Below are 16,347 nucleotides of genomic sequence, written 5' to 3' on the forward strand. Positions count from 1 at the left end.
CTCCAGTGATGGTTCGTGATAGATCTCATCACCGTGGTGAATCTCTCGACCATCGACCTCAACCTGCTCCACGTGCTCGCTGTCACGCTGGAGGAGCGCAGCGCGACGCGCGCCGCGCGGCGGCTCGGCGTCACGCAGTCGGCGGTGTCGAACGCGCTCGCGAGGGCGCGCGAGCTCCTCGGCGATCCGCTGCTCGTGCGTGACGGCCGCGGCATGGCGCCGACGCCGGCGGCGGAGGAGCTGCTGCCGGAGCTCGCCGCGGCGATGGGTCAGCTGCGGTCCATGATCGAGCACCGGAGGACGTTCGATCCGCGCACGTCGACCCGGGAGCTCACGCTCGCGTGCGCCGACAACTCGCAGATCGCGGACGTGCCGCCCGTCGCGGCGGCGCTCGCGCGGGAGATGCCGCTCGCGCGGCTCCGCGTGGTGAGCATCGATTACCTGGTGGCGTCGGGGGGCCTGTCCGCGGGCGGGATCGACGCGGCGATCGGGATGCGGAAGCGCGACCCGGGGCTGCGCGTCGCGCCGCTCTACCGGGATCCGACGGTCGGGGTGGTCCGCCGCGATCACCCGATCGTGGGCAAGCGGCTGACGCGGGGCACCTTCCCGCGGCTCGGCTTCATCGACGTGCACATCCCGCTCGGCCGTCCGGGTCGGGGTCACGCCCTGGTCGAGCAGGCCTTCCGCGCGCAGGGCCTGGTCCGCCGGATCGCCCTGGTGGTCCCCGGGTTCGCGGCCGCGGCGATGGCGGCGGCGGGCAGCGACCTGGTGGCGTTCATGCCTCGTCGCGTGGCCGTGGCGCTCGGGTCGCACCTCCCGGTCCGGCTCATCGAGCTGCCCGTGGCGGACCTCGGGCACGAGATGTGGCTGGCGTGGCACGAGCGGACGCACAAGGACCCTGCCGGCGCGTGTCTGCGGAGGGTGATCCTGGAGACGCTGCGGGCGGAACCGGCCCAGGCTGAGACCCGACCCAGGTTGGGGTAGCCGGAGGGAAGCATCCCCTGGGCGCGGGGCCGCCGTCGTGAGCTCCCGGCCGGCAGGCAGCTCCGTCTCGAGGCGCCGCCTCGCTCCTCCGCTGCAGCGCGACCTCCGGTGCAGCCTTCGGCAATCTCACGCGCTCCTGAGATATAGTATTGGTCACCGCGCCGGAACATGTCTCGGTTGGCACACACGCGTTCGTGAGCCTGGCGAAGATATGTGAACTGCGTGGCGCAGGGCAGCCAGACAAGGGCTTGCGGACTGACGGTCGGGCGCGCTTCGCGCACCTGCCCGCAGGGCGCCGAGCTGGCACGACGCAGCGCTCCTCGCCCACATACGCCCACGTTGGGCCGACGCGGAACAACCTACCTGGTTCCCTGATCGTCCCAGTCGAGCTCCAGGCGCGGTGACGAACAGACAGGTGTCTTGATCCGTGATCCGGAACGGCATACATGGATCAATGTATGTTAGTACGCAAAAATCTATTTTCGCTCACTTCCGAAGATCCCCGTGCGTTCGGGGTCCATCTCGCCGCGGCGTCGAAGGAGCACCCGGTCTATCTCGACGAGGGGCTCGGCCTGCCGGTCGTGCTCCGCGGGAGCGACGTGTCCGCCGTGCTGCGCGACACCGAGACGTTCAGCACCCGCGCCTACGACATCGGGATCATGAAAGGGTCGCTGGTGGCGCTCGACGGCGCGGCGCACACGCGCACGCGGCGCCTCTTCAACGCGGTCCTCTCGCCACGCGTGGTCACCCGTTACGAGGAGGCGTTCGTGACCCCCGTGGCGCGCAGGGTCGTGGACAGGCTCGCGCGGAAGGAGAGGGCGGACCTGTTCGACGATTTCGCGTGCGCGATACCCATGGGCGTGACGAGCGCCCTCTTCGGGATGCAGGAGGAGAGGATCGCCGAGAACGACGTGCTGATTCGCAAGATGATCCGCAGCGTGGTGATGCCGCAGGCCCCCGACATCGTGGCCGAGGGGCGGAGCGCCCACGCCGCGATGCGCGCGCAGCTCCGCGAGATCGCGGAGCGCGAGATGGCGCACCCGAGCGATACGCTGCTCGGCGAGATCGCGCGCGCGATCGCCGCGGAGGGGCTGGGCGGCGTCGACGCGTGCGAGGGCGTCGTGCTCACCTTGATTCTCGGCAGCTATGAGACGACGAGCTGGATGCTCGCCAACCTGATGACGGCGTTGCTCGCCCACCCCGACGCGATGGCCGATCTGCGCCAGGAGCCCTCGCTCCTGCCGCAGGCCATCGAGGAGTCGACCCGCTGGTGCAGCAGCGCGACCGGGATCGTGCGGTTCGTCGAGCGCGAGGCCACGATCGCCGGCGAGACGTTGCCCGCGGGGACGATCGTGTACCTGTCGCTCACCGCTCTCCATTACGACGAGCAGGCCTACCCACGCCCGGAGGTGTTCGATATCCGGCGGCGGCCCGTGGGGCTGCTGCACTTCGGCGCGGGGCCACACTACTGCGTCGGGGCGCCGCTCGCGCGCATGGAGGCGCGGGTCGGCGTGTCGCTCCTGCTCGAGCGCTTCCCGGCGCTGCGGGCCGATCCGGCGGTGCGGCCGGTGTTCTCGACGTCGTCACGCGGCTCGGCCGCCTTTGGGCCCGACCGGATCCCGGCGCTGCTCATGTGACCGGGTGAAGCAATCGGGAGCGCCGAGACGGCCGCCTGGCCTTGCCTCGAAAAGAACCGGCCTGCAGTTCTCCGAGAAGCGCGCGATGGCCGGCACCTTCTCGAGCACGCCCTCGTCCCCCCAGCCGCCGGTGAACAGCCGGCGCCGGCGGGTCAGCACGCCCGCCGCGTGATCGAGCCAGTGGACCGAGCGCGCGCGCAGCACCGCCCTCACGCCCCTTCGTCCAGCACCACGCCCCGGGCGTGGATGCGCAGCACCTCTTTCCCGTCCTGGTTCCAGCAGCTGCCGCTCAGCGCGAGGCGCACGCGCCCCGCCTCCGGCGCGACCTCGGTGATGGTCATCTCGCAGCGGACCGTGTCCCCGGTGAAGACGGGCCGGAGGAAATCGAACTGCATCTCCCGCGCGAGGAAATCGATGTCGCCGCCGAGCCGCGTCGGGAGCGTCGCCGTGAGCAGGCCGTGCACGACGCGCCTGCCCTGCGCGTCAGGCCGGGCGTGATGCCGGCCGGCGTCGCCGGAGATGCGCTGGAACTCGAGGACGTCCTCGTCCGTGAAGCGACGCTCGAACGACGACACCTCGCCGACCTGAAAGGGACGCTCACGCCTCATGAATCCCATCCTCCTGCCCTGCAGCCCGCCGCGTCACGCCCTCGTGGATCGGGCGCCTCTCCGACGTGGGCCTGCCATCGTACCCGGTCCAGCGGCGCGCGTCGTGGTCGTGGCGCCGGCAGACCCGGAGGTCCGAGGCGGAGCGCCGGGGGCCGCTCACGGCGCAGACCGGCGGGCTCGATGAGGTGATGAGATCAGAAGGCGATGCCCGGAGGGGCGCTATCCCGCGCTGTCACTGCGCGTAGCAGACCTCGAGGCGCGGGCGGCGCGACGGCGTGGTGTCCTCGCTGGCCCGCCACTGCGTCGAAGCCGTCGCGTCCTCTTCCAGCACGATGCCGTAGTTCGGGACGCCGTTCACCCAGTCCGTCACCATGTCCGTGAGATCGGCGGTCCGATCGCCGGCGCCGTTGCCGGAGATGATCGACGCGAAGCTGAGCGGATCCCAGCTCTGATTGTAGCTGGACCAGCTCACCGTCGTCTCGCCCCAGGGCGCGAGGGCCTGGTGGAGGCGGACGAGGGTCAGCGGCATCTTGTACACCTGGTTGATCGTCAAGGTGGCCGAGAAGACCGGCGCGCCTGCGGGGATGAACGAGAGGTCGAACCAGAGCAGCGCAGTACGGAAGGCCCCGGTGCCCCCGCCGCCCGAGTAGATCGACGTGTACGCCCCGTCCTGGTAGGTCGGCGAGCCCGACCAGAGCGTCGCGTCCCACACCGTGCCGAAGACGCCGCGCTGCACGGTCCTGCACACGGGCGTGCCTCCCGGGCCCGCGCCGCCGGCGCCGCCCGACCCCGTGCTGCTCGCGTTCACCGAGCTGCTCATCATGACACTGCCCGTGCTCGAGCTGCTGCTGGTCGAGGTGGAAGCGCTGGAGCTGCTCGTCGTCGAGCTGCTGGTCGAGCTCGAGACGCTCGAGCTGCTGCTGGTCGAGCTCGAGACGCTCGAGCTGCTGCTGGTCGAGCTTGAAGCGCTCGAGCTGCTCGTGGTCGAGCTGCTGGTCCCGCCGCCGGGCGGCGCGTACGTGAGCGTCAGCTCCATATCGAAGGACAGGTCGGTCGAGGCGGGGGCCGACTGCTTGACCATCACGGCGATGATGTTGCTGCCGACGACGAAAGAGCTCGGGGAGAGCGTCACCGTGGTGAGCTCGTCCTCGCGCGACTCCTGTCCTGCATAGTCACCGTAGGCGGTGCCGGATACCCGCCTCGATGCCACCTGGGTGCCGTTCAGCCAGACGACGACGCCGTCGTCATGGATGAGCTTCATCGTCGCCTGCGCGACGGGCCCGTCGATCGGGATGATCTTGCGGAAGTACGCGGTGGGGTACGAAGGCGTCGCCCGGTAGAGGGCCGTCGTCTCCCCGCCGTCGCCGTAGCCGAGCTGTCCCCAGCCCCCCTTCCACGAGGAGTCATCGTACGTGAGGCCTCGCCAGGCGGCGCCCCGGTCGACGCCCTGGTCGTCGTAGACCCAGTAATCGCCGAAGTAAACCGCCGTGCGGGGGAGGCTCTGGATGGTGAAGCCGGCGTTGCTCTCGTCGGAGAGCAGCACATTCTCGGCGTCGGAGACGCGCACGAGGGCCGCCGTCGTGTCCACGGACGGAACCACCCAGTTGTAGCGGCCCGTGTTGGCGACGTTGTTCGCGATCGTGGTCCAGGTCGCGCCGTCGTTGGTCGTGTACTCGAGCCGCACGGTGGGGACGTTGCCCGAGGTCGCCCAGCGGATCGGGTAGATGCCGCCCGGGGGCAGGCGCTCGCCGCCGTCGGGCGCGGCGACGTCGAGGGCCGGTCCCTTCACGATCGCGAAGCGATCGCTGATCACGCCATCGTAGCGGATGTTGGACAGCGTGAGTCGGTTGTCCTCGACGTCGAGGAGGCACGAGCCGCTCTGCTGCTCGCTGAAGTACATGAGCGGGTGGCCGCCGGCGCCGCCCACGTAGGTGCCGTGGCCCGCGACGACATGGACCGTCCCCTCGTGGACCCCTTTGCCGGGGAGCTTCACGTAGGGGCCGTCGCCGAGCGGCTTGCCGTCGCGCCCGTCGACGATGTGCCCGGCCGCCGTGGTCGGCGTGTCGTAGGCGCCGTCCACGAGGAACGAGCGCTCGTAGTTGTGCGAATGGCCGGCGAGCACGAGGTCCACCCCGCCCGCCTCCAGGATCGGCGCGAGGTTCTCCCGGTGCTCGATGATCAGCCAGTCCTCGTCGGAGTCGTGGCTGCCCTTCGTGTACATGGGAAAATGCATGTACGCGACGATCCAGTCCTGGTCCGTCGCGGCGAGATCGGCGGCGAGCCAGCTCGCCATCGCGCCGGTCGACCAGCGCGAGGAGCCGTAGCCGTCGAGGACGACGAAGTGGACGTTCGCGTAGTCGTAGGAGTAGTAAGCCTCCGTCCCGGAAGGCACCCCGCCGGCCTGGCCGGCGCTGGGGAGCACGTAGGCGGTGTAATAAGGGCCGGTCTGCGTCGTCGAGTCGGAGCTCAGGCCTTCGTGGTTGCCGAATGTCGGCCACACCACCGTGTTGCGGAGGATCGTGGCGTACTGCGCGAAGAAGCCGTTCGTGAACTCGTCGGTGGTGCCGAAATTGTACGCCATGTCCCCCATGTGCAGGAACAGGTCGGGGCGGTACGCGCCGACGAAGCCCAGCATCGCGTCGCGCGTCGCCCAGGGCGCGCTGCCGCTGTAGCCTGTGTCGCCGACGATCCAGGCCCGGAACTTCTTCGGCGTGGCCACGGGCGGCGCGGTCTCGAAGTAGAAGGAGGAGGAGCCGCCGGCCAGCACCGCGCTCGACGTGCCGACGCTGTAATAGTAGCGGGTGTCCGGGGCGAGGCCCCCGATGAACACCTCGTGCTGGGTCGCGAGCGCGCCGAGGTCCACCGTCTGCGTCAGGTTCGCTGGATCGGTCCCGTAGCGCACGCGGCTGTCCGTGCCCACGTCGGTCGTCCACACGACATAGACCGAGCTGGGCGTCACCGATTGCAGGTAGGGCTGCCTCACCACCGACTGAGCGGCCGCCTGTCCCGCCCACGCCATCGTCATCGTCACTGCCATCGACGCGATGGTCAGATGATGTCCGGGGTTCAATTTCATCGCTTCACCCTCCGTGTTTCCTGATTCATCCCGCGTGCCTCCGACAAAAGCTCGCCATGGGCGAGCCGAGCACCTTCCTGGTGCGGTCACCGTCATCGATCGCATCGCGCCTGAGACCTCGCGCGAACAGCGCATCGGACGTGGACGCGCTGCTATCACCTTACCGCAGGCGCGCATGAACTATCATCCTAAATCGGAGAGCACCTCGCACAGAGCGTCAGGGGGTGCGATCATGATCAGGAGGACCTCAAACCATTATCGTTGAACAAAGGGACGCAGCACAACCGCGGGAAGCTAGCATGAACTCCTTTTCGATTGTATGAGGGAAGTGTGTCATTCCGATTTCTGCTTCGCCTGGCCCAGGTGGGTAGGGTGGCCGCGCTGGCCGCGGCCAGCGCGGCCAGCGCGGCCAGCGCGGTTACCTTGCTGGCCACCCCGGCCATTGTCCTGATCGTCGGCGAGCGTCTCGCGCTGGCGGACGCGGGGGAGCCGGCCGAGGTCGAGGCGCGCCGCCTCATTCATATGCTCGGCTACGTCGCCATGGATTATGGCGGTTGCGTGGCGGACGGCGCCGTCACCAGCGCCATCGAGTACGACGAGCAGCTGACGCTGCTCGGCGAGGCGATCCACATCGCCGCCCGTATCCAGCCGTCCGCGCTGGAGAGCGGGGCGGGGGACCTTGCGCAGGGCGTCGCCGACGTGCGCGCGCTCGTCGAGGAGAAGGTCTCTGCGGATCGGGTCGCCATTGCGGCCAGGACCGCGCGCGACCGGGTCGCCGCCGCCTTCCGGCTGGCGGAGGCGCCGCTCTCGCGGCCCGACGTGGAGCGCGGCGCGGCCCTCTATCAGGAGAACTGCGCCAGCTGCCACGGCCCGACGGGGCACGCCGATACGAAGCGCGCGGCGAGCCTCGTCCCGCACCCGGCGAACTTCCACGACGCGGCCGTCGCCGAGCAGCTCGCGCCGACGGCCGTCGAGTCCACCGTCCGGTTCGGCGTCAACGGCACGGCCATGGTGCCGTTCACCTTTCTCACGGCCAGCGAGCGCTGGGATCTCGCCTTCCACGTCGCCGGCCTCCACCACCCGCAGCCCGGCGCCGCCCCGCGGCCGCTCGATCTACCGGGCTACTCCGTGGTCGAGCTCGCGGTCCGCTCCGACGGGGACCTCCGCGCCGAGCTCTCGGCGCGCGGGGTCCCCGCCGACCGGCACGCGGCGCTCCTCGCGGAGCTCCGGCGGCGCGTCCCCTATACCCCCGAGGCCTCGTCGTCCCCCCTCTCCATCGCGCGCGCCGCGCTCGACCGGGGGCGCGCCGCCCTGCGCGAGGGTCGGCTCGTCGAAGCGCGCGCGGCGCTCGACACGGCCCGGCTCGACGGCATCGACGCCGCCGAGGCGAGCGTCCGCGCCGTGAAGGAGGCGCTCGCGGACGACCTCGGCGACGGCGACTTCGCCCTGCGAGCGGCGCTCGCGTCCGGCGCGACCACGGACGTGCTGGACGCCGGCATGGCCACGCTCCTGCGCGACGCCACCTATGCCGAGGTAGCGCTCGCGCGGTCCGGGCGCGCGCCGGGTCGGCTCGTGGCCCTCGTATCGGGCCGCCTGCTGCTGCGCGAGCTCGCCGCCGCGGCGCTCTTCCTCGCCGCGCTCGCCGCCGTCGCTCCGTCCCGGAGCCGGCGTGTCGTCCACGTCGCGTCGGGCGCGGCGCTGCTGCTCGCGCTCGCCGCCTGGGTCGCGGCGGCGCTCGGGCATGGGGCGGGCTTCTGGCGCACGCTGGTGGCAGGCGCGGCGACCTCGCTCGCGGTCGCCGCCGTCGCCGGCGCGGCGGCGCTCGCCTTGCAGCGCGACGCGCGGCAGCCGCGCCCGCGCGAGCCATCGCGAGAGGGCCTGTCGCGGGGCGCTCGCGCCGTCGTCTTCGCGACCGCGCTGCTGGCCAGCTTCGGCGCGGCGTTCTCAGGGCTCGACGCCGCGCTCGGCGTGTCCCTTCCGGTGTCGCCGCCCGCCGTCGCCGGTGCCCTGCTCGCGCTCGCGCTGCTCGTCGCCGGCGCGGCGCTCGTGATCCGCGTGAGCCGGGCGGCCGCGCACCGCTGGGCGAGCCCTCCCGCATGGCTCGTCTGTCTGCTGTGCGCACCGCTCGCCGGCCGCGGCGTGGCCGCCCTCCAGCTCTGCGGGCTGCTCCCGGTCCATGGATTGCCGCTCCCTCGCTTCGCGGCGCTCGGGGTCTACCCTGCGGTGGAGACGTGCCTGGCGCAGGCGGCGCTGCTCGGGCTCGCGCTCGCCGGCGCGTCTCGCGGCCGCCGCGCCTCCGGCGCCTCGGACGCCCAGGGCAGCGCTTCCAGCGCCTGATACCTCATACGTTAGGTGCGTGAGGCCAGCGGCGCCGGCGCGCCGTAGCGCTCGGGTACCCCGTGACGGCCGCCGAGCACGGCGCCAGCTTCCTGACCGGCGGCGTAGTAGCCGCTGTCGGTCGCACGGCACGGGTTGACCCCATGCCGGAGCCTGGCAGTCCTCGCTCTCGCGCCTCATTCTGGACCGATCATTCCAGAATGATCAGTCCAGAATGCGCTGCAGTAGCGAGGGTCACGTGGCCGGCAGGGTTGCCGGGCCGCGTGATGAGCAGCAGCTTCCGGGCTCGGCAGCGCCGCAGTCCTCCCGTGCAATCAGAGACGGCTTCGGGGGACGAGGTACCAGGTTCCGGGTCGCCGGGCTGGCGGGCCGCTCTCAGGGGAGGATGGCGGGTGACGGATCCCCCGTGTAGATCTGCGAGCAGCGGGGCTTCTTCACGTCGGACGGGCAGCTGAGCCCCTGGTAGAAGCTCAGCGAGTTCGCCGTGGGGGCATACCCGCTCGGGACCTGGAGGCTCCCGACCTGGCCGAAGTAGGAGAGGCACGCGTCGCGCCACCAGCGCGCTTCGTGGTGCTGGATCTTCAGGAAGTCGGTCACGTCCTTGAAGCGCTGGCCGTCGATACGCCCCTCGACGGACTCCCATGCTTCTCGCATGAGCCCCACCTCGTCGACGCCGCGGCTGTAGCGATGGACGAGCTCCTCCCAGAGCGTCTTCCCCGAGCTCAGCTCGTCCTGCCAGCCGACGTGGTGGAAGAAGAGCAGGAAGTCGTCAGGCACCGTGTCGCGGCTTCCGAACTTCTGCCCTACCGGCCCGAAGTACTGGGCGACAGCGTTGCTGCCCGAGGACGAGCGGTTGAAGCCGATGCCGCGGGCGTCCGCCTTGTGGTAGTAGACCGGGTTCCACTCGGCGCGGGTCAGGTTGCTCACCCACGGCGCCGGCCCGTAGTGATGGTCGCTGCCCATGATGTGGACCAGCCCGAGGGGCGTCATGTAGTCGACGAGCGCCTGGTGGGAGCTCATCATCACCTGAACGACCGGAGTGACGACGACGGGGTCGTTCGAGAAGGTCTGGCGGACCCACTCCTCGGCGATGGCCTCCGAGGAGAGGTCCGGATTCCACGCCAGGCGTCCGAAGACGTACCAGTTCGCCTGGTTCATGTGGGACCCGGTCCAGTTCGCGTCGTCACCGACGTTGGAGACGCCCGCGATCGCGGTGGTCGTGTAGCCGTGCAGGGTGCCGTCGATGACCCGCGCCACGGTCGAGCCCTCGCCGTCCGCGTAGGTGTCCGCCTTGAGGACCTCCTCGAAGAGCGGGCCGAGGTAGGCGAGGTGCGTGTCCTCGCCGAGGTACTCCTTCGTGATCTGGAGCTCGAGGGCCAGGGGCGTCTCGGGCATGGCCCCGAACAGCGGATGGAACGGCTCTCGAGGCTGGAAGTCGAGCGGGCCGTTCTTGGCCTGCACGAGGACGTTGCTCTTGAACTTGCCGTCCAGCGGCTTGAACTGCTCGTAGGCCTGCTTGATGCGGTCCGGCGGGCTGTCGTCCGAGTAAACGAAGGCGCGCCATATCACGATGCCTTGATGAGGCGCGAGCGCGTCGGCGAGCGTGTTGGCGCCGTCGGCGTGCGTCCGCCCGTAGTCCTGAGGCCCCGGCTGCCCCTCGGAGTTCGCCTTCACGAGGAAGCCTCCGAAGTCGGGGATCTGCTCGTAGATCTCGTTGACCTTGTTCACCCACCACTGCTTGACGCTGGCATTGGTCGGATCGGCCGTGCTCAGGTTGCCGATCTCGATCGGGGCGCTGAAGCGGGCGGTGAGGTAGACCTTGATGCCATAAGGGCGGAAGACGTCGGCGAGCGCCTTGACCTTCGTGAGGTACGATGGCGTCAGGACCTGCGCGTTGGCGTTCACGTTCGTGAGCACGGTCCCGTTGATGCCGATGGAGGCGTTGGCCCTCGCGTAGTCCTTGTACCGGGGAGAGAGGGTGCCCGGCAGCGCGCTCCAGTCCCAGATGGAGCGGCCCGCGTAGCCGCGCTCCACGGTGCGATCGAGGTTGTCCCAGTGGTTCAGGATGCGGTGCTCGATCCTGGGCGAGCCGCTGAGCGACAGCCGCGCGAGGGCGCTGTGGCTCTGGGCGTGCCGGAGGAGCGCGAAGGCGCCATAGAGCACGCCCACCTCCGTGTTGCCCGCCACGGCGATCACCGGCTGCCCTCCCACGTCCGCTGTCTCGACGACGTAGCCCTCGGGGCCCAGGGCTCCGAGGCGCGCCGCGAGCGGCAGGTCCTTGATGAGGCTCGCCGTGGCCGTCCCGATCACCACGGCGCCAGGGCCCTCGACGGCCGCGCCGGTCTCGACCGTCCCGCCCGTCAAGCCGCTCAGGCCCTTCACGAGCTCGGCCTCGGCGATATCGAGGCTCGCGCCGCTCCCGGACTTGACCACGCGCTTGAAGGCCGCCTGATACTCCGCGAGGCGCCCCGGAATCGGGAGCTTCGGGTACCTGAGCCAGAGGTCTGCGCCGGTCTCGTTCGGCAGGGAGCCCGGCACGGGATACTCCTCGTCGGAGCCCGACGCGCCGCCCGTGTTCTCGCCCCCTCCCGTGCCCGCGCCGGTGCCGCCCCCGCTCCCGACGACGCCTCCGCCCGAGGCGCCGGTGCCGTCGCCGCCGCCGACCGAGGCGCCGGGGCCAGTGCCGCTCGAGCCGCCGCCGCTGCCGGTCCCTCCGCTCGGCTCATCGGCGCCGCTCGAGGAACAGGCGCTCGCGAGCGCGATGCTCAGCAGCCCGACAAGCAGGAGCGGAAATCTCTGGATCTTCAACGAATGGGACCGTCTCTTGGGCGGCCCGTCTGTCCAACTCGAATTCTCGTTTTCCGGAGCAAGCGTCATCTGCATCAACCTTTCCAGTGGAGAGGGGCCCAGGGCCTCGTTACTTCGTCGCGCGGAAGCTCTCCGGCGGCCCCAGGTAGCTCGGCTTCAGGCCGCCTGTGTCCACCACGATCTTCTGCACCACCACGGTCGGGTCGACCATCCAGAACTTCAGCACGTGCGCGCCGGGCTGCGCGATGGTGTGCGTGGTCGACGTGAGGTTCACGTTGTCCGAGGTGTTCCTCTCCCACGACTTGTTCATGGGGACCCCGTTGAGCGCCGTGGTGACGTTGACGATCTGCGGCTGCCCGTCGTCGATCGACACGGCGTACTTCAGCCCGTCGCTGTGCAGCACGTTGTTCCTCGGCGACAGGTACGCCCAGACAGTCACCTTGCCGCTGGTGAAGAGGTTCATCTCGTACTCGAGGCGCGGGCTCTCCCCGCCGGGCGTCTGCCTCGGCGACGTGACCGGGAAGGGCGTCATTCCGCCCGCCGTCCGGCCGATGTGCGGGATCAGCTGCCAGGTGATCGGGTCCGCGCTCACGGCGCGGGTGAAGTGCTCGGCCTCGATGGACACGTAGCCGTTGCTCTCCACGAACCCCTCGAGCTCCGCGCGGTTCACGTCCGGGTTGTTGACCACGGCCTTGACGACCACCGCCTTGCCGCCCGGGCCCGTCACCGTGAGCGGCACCTCCGTGGTCCCCGTGGGCGCGGCGTCCCAGTCGACGCTCACCGTCGCGCGCACCTCCTTCTCGATGGTGCCTTTGTTCGGCGACACCCTCACCCAGGGCACGGCCGCCTCGATCGTGTAATCGAACGGCTCCTGGCCGCGGTTGAAGACCTCGATGTGCTGCGCCGGCTGGGTCTGGAACGGGCTGAGCTCGGGCAGCACCGCGGCCGTCCGCTCCGCGGGCCAGTGCTTGTCCGACCCGGTGATGGCCACGCCCATGTCCGCCGCGCGCGGGACGTTGATCTGCTTGAGCTCCGGCCAGATGAAGTCCTCCAGGACGGCGTTGTTCCTCTCCGGCTGCTGCCAGCCCGAGTCCGGATAGTTCCCGCCGTAGCCGATCTTGGGCTGCGTCTGGAAGCCCTTCCACTTCCCGCCAGCGAGCGTGTCGTTGTAATAGGCGGACATCGCCTTGTCGTCGGCGAGCCGTGCCTGGGCGGCCTCGGCCATGTCCTTGGTCGCGGCGCGCCCCTGGGCGGCGTAGAGGATGTTCTTGAAGCCGGCCAGGCGGAGCTCGTAGAGGTTGGCGCTCGCCTTCACCTGGTAGAGCACGAGCTCGTAGTAGGCGTCACGGTGGTCCGCCGGCAGCGCCTCGTTGAGCCGCTCCGCCTCGGCCGCGAGCGCCTGCCACTCCGCGACGACCCGCTCCAGCTCGTTATAATGGATCAAGCTGAAGGGGCTCCCGTCGCTGTAGACGATGGCGTTGTTCGGGTCCCTGCCGACGTCGGCGCCCGCCTTGACGGTGATGGCCCGGTTGAGCAGCTCGGGCTTCCGGCGCGACTGCAGCCGGGAGTACATGGTCAGGACCTCGGCGATCTCGGCCGCGTGCTCCGGCCCGAACTGCTGCGCCGCCCACTGCCGCTCCCACACAGGGATGCGCTCCACCGGCCACCGCTCGGGGTTCCACGCATAGTCCAGGAAGAACTCGAGCGGGTGCTCGTCGTTCTTCATGTCGCCCACGTTCACCACCCAGAGCCGATCGACGCCGTAGCGATACGACAGGTGGAGCTGCTCCCAGATGTTGGGGAGGAGGTTGGTGTCCACCCACTTGTAATTCCGGCCGCCGCCCACGTAGTCGAAGTGGTAGTAGAGCCCGTAGCCGCCGGACCGCGGCGCCGCCGAGAGGTCGGGCAGCTCGCGCATGTTGCCCCAGTTGTCGTCGCACCAGTTGATGATCACGTCGTCCGGCGCCCGCATGCCGTCGTCCCAGAAGCTCTGGACTTCCTTGTAGAGCGTCCAGACCTGCGGGATGGTGGTGACCTCCTTGCCGGTCACCTCGGTGAGGATCTGCCGCTGCGCCTGCACGATCCGCTGCATCAGATCGATGTTGCCGCCGTTGTCGATGGGCAGGTCGCCGTTGCCCCGCATGCCGACGGTCACCACGCTCTCGTAGTCCTTCATCCGCCGGATGCCGTCGGCCCAGTACTTCTTCAGGTACTCCTGGTTGTTATCGAAGTTCCACTCCCCGCTCCCGTGGCGGTTCCACTCGTCCTGCGCCCGCATCATCGGGGCCTCGTGCGAGGTCCCCATCACGATCCCGTACTCGGCGGCCAGCGCCTGGCTCTCGGGGTCGTCGTCGAAGAGCGACCTGCCCCACACGGCCGGCCACAGGTAGTTCGCCTTGAGGCGGAGCATGACCTCGTACACATGGGCGTAGAGCTCGTGATCGAAGCCGTTCGGGGCGCTCGAGTTGGGCGCGGGGCCGAACGTGTTGCGCGCCCAGGTGCCGAGGGCGGGGTTCTCGTCGTTGATGAAGAAGCCGCGGTACTTCACCTTCGGCTCGCCCTGCGAGTAGCGCCCCGGCAGGATGTGGAGCTCGCTGTGCTTGTGGGCGGGGACGTCGTCCCAGTAGTGCCAGGGCGACACGCCGATGTTCCTCGACACGTCGTACGCACCGAAGATCGCCCCGCGCTTGTCGCTGCCCGCGATCACGAACGCGCGGCGCACGCCCGGCAGCGGATCCTTCACCACCTGGAGGAGCGACGTCTCCCACCGGCCCTCGATGCCGGTGACGTCGAGCTTCTTCTCGCTCACCAGCCTGTCGATGAGCGGGCTCCTGCCGAGGGTCCCGATGAGCACGACGTCCTCCGCCGCCGGGATCTCGTCGAGCGAGACCTCGGGCTCGACCTGCGTGACCCGGCCGATGTCGGTCTTGAGGTCGTTCACCACCCGGATCACACCCGGGTGGTCGCTCGCGCTCACGACGAGCGGCGCGGCCTTGCCGCCGGCGACAAGGGGGAAGCTGTCGGGCCCGGGCTCGAACGAGACGTACTTCTCCGGATCTTCCGGGTGCGGCTGCGTGCCCGGATCGCCCGGCTGCGTGCCCGGATCGCCCGGCTGCGTGCCCGGATCGCCCGGTTGCGTGCCCGGATCGCCCGGCTGCGTGCCCGGATCGCCTGGCTGCGCGCCCGTACCTCCGGAGGTCGGCGGCGTGCCGTCAGGCGTCGAGCAGCTCCCCAGCACCGACAGGGAGAGGGGCAGGAGCCCCAGCAGGAGCCCTGTCCGCAGCATCGGCCTGAAGCTCCCCCGAAGCGCCCCGAGCGCTCGCCTGCCTGGGCCGGCGCACGGGCGACCGGAGCGCTCCGCGCGGGCGGCGCCCTCGTTGAACCGCGCCAGCTCGCTCGCGCTGCAATCTTCTTCGATGGTCGTCATGAGCTGTCTTCCTCGACTGTTCACGCGGAAGGACTCCCGCCGGCGCGCGCGACATGCATGCGCGAGCAGGGCACAAACACGCTGCTTCTTGGGACCATGACGCTGCAGCGCAGGACGGGGCCTGCGCCCGCCGGCGGGATGATCCCTGATTGTCAAACCACTTTACAAATGCCCGGCGCGGCGAGCCTTCCGCTCTGGTCCGAGCCGCCAGGGGCGCGTGGAAACGACGGTCGAACGCGCAGATGCTCTCCGGTGTTCAAGCGCCGCGTCGTCGCCCGCGACTCGCCTCGATCCGCCTGAGTTCCCCGGTCGATGAATGGACAGTCTTCGATCGTCGCGCGCTGCCGCGGACAGGGCGTGCTGGGGTCCCCAGGCTCGCGGCTCACTGATCAGGCTCAGAAATTCCCGGAGGGTGCCGGTCTGATCACGCCTCGCCCAGCAAGGGAGGCGCTCCTGTCATCCCCCTCGCGCGACCCCGGCCGGGCGTCGCGCGAGCAGCCGCTGGAGCAGGCAGGAGACCAGGAGGAGGAGCCCGATGACGATCTTCGTCCACCAGGAGCTGAGCGTGCCCTCGAACATGATGAGCGTCTGGATGGTCCCGAGGATGAGCACGCCGAAGAGGGTGCCGATCACCGTGCCGTGGCCGCCGGTCAGCAGGGTGCCGCCGACGACGACGGCGGCGATGGCGTCCAGCTCCATGCCGCCGGCGTGCAGCGCGTAGCCGGACACCATGTAGAACGTGAAGGCGACGCCCGCGAGCGCCGAGCAGAACCCGTTGAAGGTGTAGATGAGCACCTTGGTCCTCGGCACCGCGAGGCCCATCAGCAGGGCGGACTGCTCGCTGCCGCCGATCGCGTAGACGGTGCGGCCGAAGCGCGTGTAGTGCGCGAGGTAGATGGCCGCGGCGAACAGCGCCAGCGCGATGACCACGTTCCAGGTGATCGCGGTGCCGAACAGGAAGGGGATGCGGTGCGACGAGACGGCGACGTAGAAGCCGTCGGTGATCGTGATGGAGTCGATGCTGATGAGGTAGCAAAGCCCGCGGGCCAGGAACATGCCCGCCAGCGTGACGATGAAGGGCTGGACCTCGAAGTACTGGATGACCAACCCCATCACGAGGCCGATGCCCGCGCCCATGGCCAGGACGAGCGGGATGACCACGGCCGGGCTGACGCCGTGCCGCTCGACGAGCGACGCCGAGACCATCGTCGTCAGCGCGATGACCGAGCCGACCGAGAGGTCGATCCCGCCGGAGAGGATGACGAACGTCATCCCGATGGCGGTGATCGCCAGGAACGCGTTGTCGATGAAGAAGTTGAGGAACACCTGCAGCGAGAAGAAGCCGTCGAACAGGCATGATCCGGCCCCGAACATCAGGACGAAGAGGCCGACGGTGACGGCGAGCGGCAGGTGCCTCGGGTCGAGCCGTAGGGATCGCCCGGGGGTGGCTGCGGCTGTGTCGCTCATGGA

General features: G+C 69.9%; 8 protein-coding genes. 3 read left to right on the forward strand and 5 right to left on the reverse strand.

Annotation, left to right across the window (positions count from 1 at the left end; all coding sequences use genetic code 11):
- Window positions 1-15 precede the first annotated feature (15 nt).
- On the forward strand, window positions 16-984 hold the full coding sequence (locus WME89_RS20330) for a LysR family transcriptional regulator (protein WP_438010778.1): 969 nt from the start codon (window positions 16-18) through the stop codon (window positions 982-984).
- Window positions 985-1,442: 458 nt separating this feature from the next.
- Window positions 1,443-2,621 carry a cytochrome P450 gene (locus WME89_RS20335; RefSeq protein WP_438010779.1) on the forward strand — a complete coding sequence of 393 codons (1,179 nt, stop codon included), beginning with the start codon at window positions 1,443-1,445 and terminating at the stop codon, window positions 2,619-2,621.
- 209 nt (window positions 2,622-2,830) lie between these two features.
- Here the strand turns inward: WME89_RS20335 and WME89_RS20340 are convergent, their stop codons facing one another.
- Together WME89_RS20340 and WME89_RS20345 are read right to left on the reverse strand one after the other, a co-directional pair.
- On the reverse strand, window positions 2,831-3,229 hold the full coding sequence (locus WME89_RS20340) for a hotdog domain-containing protein (protein WP_438010780.1): 399 nt from the start codon (window positions 3,227-3,229) through the stop codon (window positions 2,831-2,833).
- 232 nt (window positions 3,230-3,461) lie between these two features.
- The gene (locus WME89_RS20345) at window positions 3,462-6,305 is read right to left on the reverse strand and encodes a DNRLRE domain-containing protein (protein ID WP_438010781.1); all 2,844 of its coding nucleotides are present in this window, start codon (window positions 6,303-6,305) and stop codon (window positions 3,462-3,464) included.
- Window positions 6,306-6,635: 330 nt separating this feature from the next.
- Between WME89_RS20345 and WME89_RS20350 the strand changes: the two genes are divergently transcribed.
- The gene (locus WME89_RS20350) at window positions 6,636-8,642 is read left to right on the forward strand and encodes a c-type cytochrome (protein ID WP_438010782.1); all 2,007 of its coding nucleotides are present in this window, start codon (window positions 6,636-6,638) and stop codon (window positions 8,640-8,642) included.
- A gap of 375 nt (window positions 8,643-9,017) precedes the next feature.
- Here WME89_RS20350 and WME89_RS20355 read toward each other — a convergent pair whose 3' ends face one another.
- From WME89_RS20355 to yjfF, 3 genes are all read right to left on the reverse strand, one after another.
- Window positions 9,018-11,450, reverse strand: coding sequence for an alpha-glucuronidase family glycosyl hydrolase (locus WME89_RS20355; protein ID WP_438010783.1), 2,433 nt, complete (start codon window positions 11,448-11,450; stop codon window positions 9,018-9,020).
- 109 nt (window positions 11,451-11,559) lie between these two features.
- A complete protein-coding gene (locus WME89_RS20360) occupies window positions 11,560-14,877 on the reverse strand; it encodes a glycosyl hydrolase 115 family protein (RefSeq protein WP_438010784.1) in 3,318 nt (1,105 codons plus the stop codon).
- Between the two features lie 456 nt (window positions 14,878-15,333).
- Window positions 15,334-16,344, reverse strand: coding sequence for a galactofuranose ABC transporter, permease protein YjfF (yjfF, locus tag WME89_RS20365; protein WP_438010785.1), 1,011 nt, complete (start codon window positions 16,342-16,344; stop codon window positions 15,334-15,336).
- Window positions 16,345-16,347 lie beyond the last annotated feature (3 nt).

Origin of the sequence: Sorangium sp. So ce321 (assembly GCF_051530195.1) — a bacterium.
In the GTDB taxonomy this organism is placed as follows: domain Bacteria; phylum Myxococcota_A; class Polyangia; order Polyangiales; family Polyangiaceae; genus Sorangium.

Excerpts from the sequence above, each read along its gene's own strand:
- WME89_RS20335 (WP_438010779.1), top strand. The coding sequence starts at position 1,443 with ATGTTAGTACGCAAAAATCTATTTTCGCTCACTTCCGAAGATCCCCGT.
- WME89_RS20340 (WP_438010780.1), bottom strand. The coding sequence starts at position 3,229 with ATGAGGCGTGAGCGTCCCTTTCAGGTCGGCGAGGTGTCGTCGTTCGAG.
- WME89_RS20345 (WP_438010781.1), bottom strand. The coding sequence starts at position 6,305 with ATGAAATTGAACCCCGGACATCATCTGACCATCGCGTCGATGGCAGTG.
- WME89_RS20360 (WP_438010784.1), bottom strand. The coding sequence starts at position 14,877 with ATGACGACCATCGAAGAAGATTGCAGCGCGAGCGAGCTGGCGCGGTTC.
- yjfF (WP_438010785.1), bottom strand. The coding sequence starts at position 16,344 with ATGAGCGACACAGCCGCAGCCACCCCCGGGCGATCCCTACGGCTCGAC.